Source organism: Albidovulum sediminicola, from assembly GCF_025751575.1.
Taxonomy (GTDB): domain Bacteria; phylum Pseudomonadota; class Alphaproteobacteria; order Rhodobacterales; family Rhodobacteraceae; genus Albidovulum; species Albidovulum sediminicola.
In genome coordinates this window covers 1-4854 of the sequence record NZ_JAOWLA010000041.1, presented here as the reverse complement: position 1 = coordinate 4854, position 4854 = coordinate 1, and the positions used below count along the sequence as shown (strand labels likewise).

General features: G+C 57.0%; 2 protein-coding genes and 1 tRNA gene. All 3 read left to right on the top strand.

What is annotated here, in order from left to right:
- The first annotated feature begins 602 nt into the window (after window positions 1-602).
- The 3 genes from OE647_RS19810 (at window position 603) to OE647_RS19800 (ending at window position 4508) form a co-directional block, all read left to right on the top strand.
- Complete coding sequence (locus OE647_RS19810; RefSeq protein WP_263723498.1) at window positions 603-1625, top strand: AAA family ATPase; 1023 nt, start codon at window positions 603-605, stop codon at window positions 1623-1625.
- On the top strand, window positions 1591-4218 hold the full coding sequence (locus OE647_RS19805) for a S8 family serine peptidase (protein ID WP_263723497.1): 2628 nt from the start codon (window positions 1591-1593) through the stop codon (window positions 4216-4218). The genes OE647_RS19810 and OE647_RS19805 overlap by 35 nt, the downstream gene beginning before the upstream one ends.
- Window positions 4219-4369: 151 nt before the next feature.
- Window positions 4370-4508 (top strand) — tRNA-Ser (locus tag OE647_RS19800).
- The last annotated feature ends 346 nt before the right edge of the window (window positions 4509-4854 follow it).

The following is a 4854-nucleotide window of genomic DNA, read 5'->3' as shown; positions in this document are numbered from 1 at the left end:
CGACGATCGACACCTGGCTCGAGATGCAGCCCGAGGCTGACCGCGCCCGCTTCTTCGCCCAGATCGAGGCGCTGGCCACCAACCCGAACGCCCGCAAGATCGCAACGCATCCCCTGCGTGGCGACGAAGTCACCGCAATGGTCGAGAAGATCAAGGCCAAGGCCCAAGCCTGAAAGGCGAAAGATCGGCAAATCGGTCAGGCGAACCGATCGACTTGCTCGGCCCCCGCGCAAAAGCGGGGGCCGGGTGCGGCTCTTTCGATCCTTCATCGGCCCGCGAAAGGTGCGGTGGCGCATCCGTCAAGCTGCCATCGATGCTCAAGCGAAACAACTTCGGATGTCGAGCAAGCGCAAACTTCAGTTGCGCGCGCTCAAACCGTGAAACCGTACACAGATCGACCACTGCAGAACGGAGCTTGGCGCCTGCTTTCTGCGCACCAGGGATTTCTTTGCCGCTTCGCTCAGTCTACGCAGCGCGCCGTCAGAGCATTGCCAACTCTTCAAACTCGAGCCCAACGGCGAGAATTTCGATCAATCGGGTGACATTCCCTGAAATCCGTCCTAAAAACAAGAAATCGGTCAGCGGCCGAGGTGGAGATCTCTGTGCGAAGTGAACTCATCGTAGAACTTGTAAAGGCTGGTGTATCAGGAAACCAGGATGCTGTCCGGGTGGCGGCAGAGACCATTGCCGCAGAAGAGCGCGCTAAGAAGCACATCGGGGTCGCAGATCGCATCGCCAAGGCGGTTTCCACAACCCCCGCATCCAACGTCGCCGGACGCCAAGTCAACGGCAGTCCCAGAGTTCGAGACGGTTCCGGCGGGATTGATCGTCGCTATCCTGAGCGCGAGTTATCGCAACTTTATCTTACACAAGCCAACCGAAACGCCTGCCTCGAACTTATTGAGGAGCAAGCGCGCGCCGATGTCCTTAGAGCACACGGATATGAACCTCGCCATCGGTTGCTGCTCGTCGGGCCGCCCGGCAACGGCAAAACTTCCTTGGCGGAATCGATTGCTTCCGAGCTTTCCCTGCCCTTGCTCGTTGTGCGCTATGACGCTGTTATAACCAGCTACCTCGGCGAAACCGCTCAAAGGCTGCGGAGGCTGTTCGACTATGTTCGAACCGAGCCTTGTGTCCTCTTCTTCGACGAGTTTGACGCCATTGGGAAGGAGCGCGGCGATCTACATGAGACTGGCGAGATAAAGAGGTTGGTCACTTCTTTGCTGTTGCAGATGGACGATCTGCCTTCCTATTGCGTTCTTATTGGAGCCACCAATCATCCCGAATTGCTTGACCGAGCGACTTGGCGAAGATTTGAAATCCGACTGACGCTGGATCGCCCCGATGACGAGCATATGACTTCCTACTTTACTGAACGCCTCAAGGAGTTCGAGGGGCCGTGCGGATACACGCCTAAGCGGCTTAGAGAAGCGGTCTCGCCGCTCAGCTTTTCAGAGGCCGAGACCTTTTTTCACGATCTACATCGTCGTTGGGCTCTTGCGCAGGGCCGCATAACATTGAGAACTCTTATTAATGATCGAGTGCGCGCTTGGCACAATCAAGCCGGCCGTGCTTCAGATGGTGATTACGATGACCGAGCGACCGATTCTTCCCCTACCGATTAGAGAAATATCCGCGCAACGTATCAAGGGCTCTCCATCCAAAATGCCCCGTCCGCGCGGCGCCGCAGGTGGTCGTGCAGTTCAGGCAAGGCGTTTTGAACAAGAGTTCTCTCGCCTGGATCAAGCTTTCCAGGGCGAAGATGCCAGCGTCGCACTTCGAGCAGATCCGGCAGGCATAGCACCGGAACGCGCGATGGTCTTCGTTTCCGCAGTTCCGATCGCAGATCTTATTCGGGTTGCGCGCGAGGCAGGTATCGAAGTGCTTGCCGAGGTGGACTTGGACGAAGATTACGACATACCTGCCGACATGAAGGTCGATGGGAGCCAGTTCGCAAACCCGACTCTTTATGCAACGATGCCGACCGAGGGTTCTTTGCAAACCCTTAGTCGGCTATGGCGCGCCTACAGGCGCGGAGAAAAGCTTCCGGATGGTCAAACCCCCTGGCGCAATCTCTTTGACCTTTTGGCCGAGCTGCGCCCTTGGGGGCCTCCGGATCGTTTAACGGTAGAAGCCCGCGAGATCATCCGTGATCGTTTACCTTTCGATGACGAAGAGTCTGTACGTCTCGAACTCGAAATCTGGCCGACGCGAAACGAAGACCGCCGGAAACGGTGGCGCCGAGAAGCTCAAGCGCGAGTGGAGGCATTTGGCGGCGAGATAATCGCGCGGAGCATGATATCCGAAACTGATTTTGTCTACGATGCCCTGTTGGCCTCGATGCCTGCAGGCGCTGTTCGCGAGATGTTAGACAATCCTGCGGCGCCGGAAGGGCTTGCGACTTTGGACGGCCTACAGTTCATCCTCCCCCAGACGATCGCCCAGTCGATACCACTCGAAAGCGAAGTGGGGGACGAACAAGCAGCACATAAACATTCAGACCATCCCGCCTTCGAGTTTGATCCAGATCTCCCAGCCCGAGCACTGCTATTGGATGGCACCCCCATCGCCGCGCATCCTGACCTGAACGATGGCGTGGAAATCGAGGATATCCACGACCTTGTTCGGATGTCACAAGTTCGCCATCGGCGTCATGCAACTTCAATGTCATCGTTGATCCTTCGAGGTGATCTCGGCACTGATGGCACGCCAGCCTCCGACAGCAGGCTTCTGTCGATTCCGGTGCTGGTAGATAACGAAAGTTCGGCGGTATCGCCTGATGATCGTCTTTTTGTCGATGTAGTGCACACCTCGCTCGTCAGAGCATTCGATGGCCAAAGCCCGATTGCACCTGATGCTTTCGTGGTGAACCTCTCCATCGGGGTTATGAATGGGCATTTCAACGGTCGACTTAGCGCCCTCGCTCGGTTGCTCGACTGGTGGGCATATCGTGCCGGCGTTTTGTTCGTAGTGTCAGCGGGAAATGTGGCCGATGTACTAACTGTCTCGGGGATAAATGCGACCGCATTCGAAGATGCAACGATTGAGAAGCGGCAAGAACTGGTCAATGAGGCAAGGCGCGCCCAACGGCATAGGCGAACTCTGCTCGCTCCTGCTGAGGCAATGAATGTCCTGACTGTTGGCGCTGCGTCGGTCAGTAATGCCGCCTTGGGTGCGGCTTCGCTTCCAACTGGAGTGCTTTCTGTTCACGATTCAGAGACTGTGGTTCCAGCCTTTTCATCGGCAGCTGGTCCAGGGGCGTACAGGTCGATCAAACCGGATGTACTGGCCGTAGGAGGCCGTCACGATGTACGTATCTCGTCTTCCGGCGGAGACCTGAATCTTCGCGTCGCCAATGCTCTCCCGGCATCCGGTCTTCTTGTCGCCGCGCCACCACAATCAGCCCCAGCCACCCGCGCTCGAGCTTGGGCGTGTGGGACAAGTTGTGCTGCCGCGCTTACCACCAGATCTATCCTGCAATCGGCCGCAGCCCTAACCGGCCCAGATGGCGCCTACGAAGGACAGGAACTACCTCGACGCGACATGGCACTCTTGACTCGCGCTCTCACGGTTCACGCCGCCAGATGGCCGGAAAGCGCACTGGATCTTCGCAGGTCTCAAATGGAGGCGGGACAGCACCACGAGCACGCCGGTGCGGAAGTCCTGTCCGGGTACGGTTACGGCCTTGTAAACGAAAGCTTTATGAATGAGGCACCCCCGAAGGGCGCGACGTTGGTTGGCCTGGGCACGGTCCGTAAGGACGGTGCCCGGATATTTGAAATGCCGCTGCCTCAGTCAATGTCCAACGACCGAGTGCATAGATCACTCTTGGTCACTCTTTCATGGTTCTCGCCTGTCGATGTTTCACGCGCGCGCTACCGCCTCGCACGAATTGAGGCCATCGCTGCCGATGACGGTGATGAACCTGATAATGAATGGCGGCTAAAGATGAAGGGTGACGCTCCGACGACGAACGCTATTGGTAAAGGAACCGTATGGTCTCGACGATTAACGCATGCACGGGTATTAGTCCCGAGCTTCGGCGCCGACGCGATCTTGCCGATCCGAGTACAGTGCAGCGATTCATCTGGTGGCGGCCTAAGCCCAGACGACGATATCCGCTTCGCCATAGCAGTCACTCTGCAACTGGCCATCGACACCCGCTATGACATCCAGACAGAGATCGAAAATCGCTTGAGAGTACGCCAAGCGCAATAGCGTCGCAAAGCACCTCAAACCGGACAGCAGCATGCTTGGCACTCAAGATGCACCTCCCATCCCATTAAGGGTCCGCGAGTGTCACCGGGAAGGCGTTGCCTCGTGTGAGCCGACCGAAAGCGTCAACTTTCTAAGTGTAAGCGGCCTGCATGGCAGTTTACAATCATCAGCCAACCCTTTGATCTTGCCAATCGGATTTCTGAACAGTTTACAAAACCCTTCAACAAAAACAATGTCATACCCGGATTGCAAATCCGTGAAGACCGGTTCGATTCCGGTACCCGCCTCCATTTCCTTCTAAATCAACGACTTAGCTTTCAGGCTGCCGAGTGTGACACAAAGTGGGACACCCGAGCCATGATGCTGTCTGCCTATTTAACCCTCTCTCGTCATGGGTTTTTTTACTTCCGGTGGCCGTTGCCACGCACTGACCGCGACTGCCGCCCAACAATCCGGATATCTCTCCGAACTCGCTGCCCGGAACGCGCTGGTACTCTTGCGCGATATCTCGCATGACCTGCCACTGGTCTTTCATCCAGCCACGACCGGAGCCCGGTGGTTATTTACGCCTATTGGCGCGGGTTGAGCAATCGCCCGTCGCGCGGAGCTTTCATCTCGCGCAGCGGGACGGGCGAT

Bases quoted from the DNA above. Each gene is read 5' to 3' on its own strand.
- OE647_RS19805 (WP_263723497.1), top strand. From the start codon at position 1,591: ATGACCGAGCGACCGATTCTTCCCCTACCGATTAGAGAAATATCCGCG.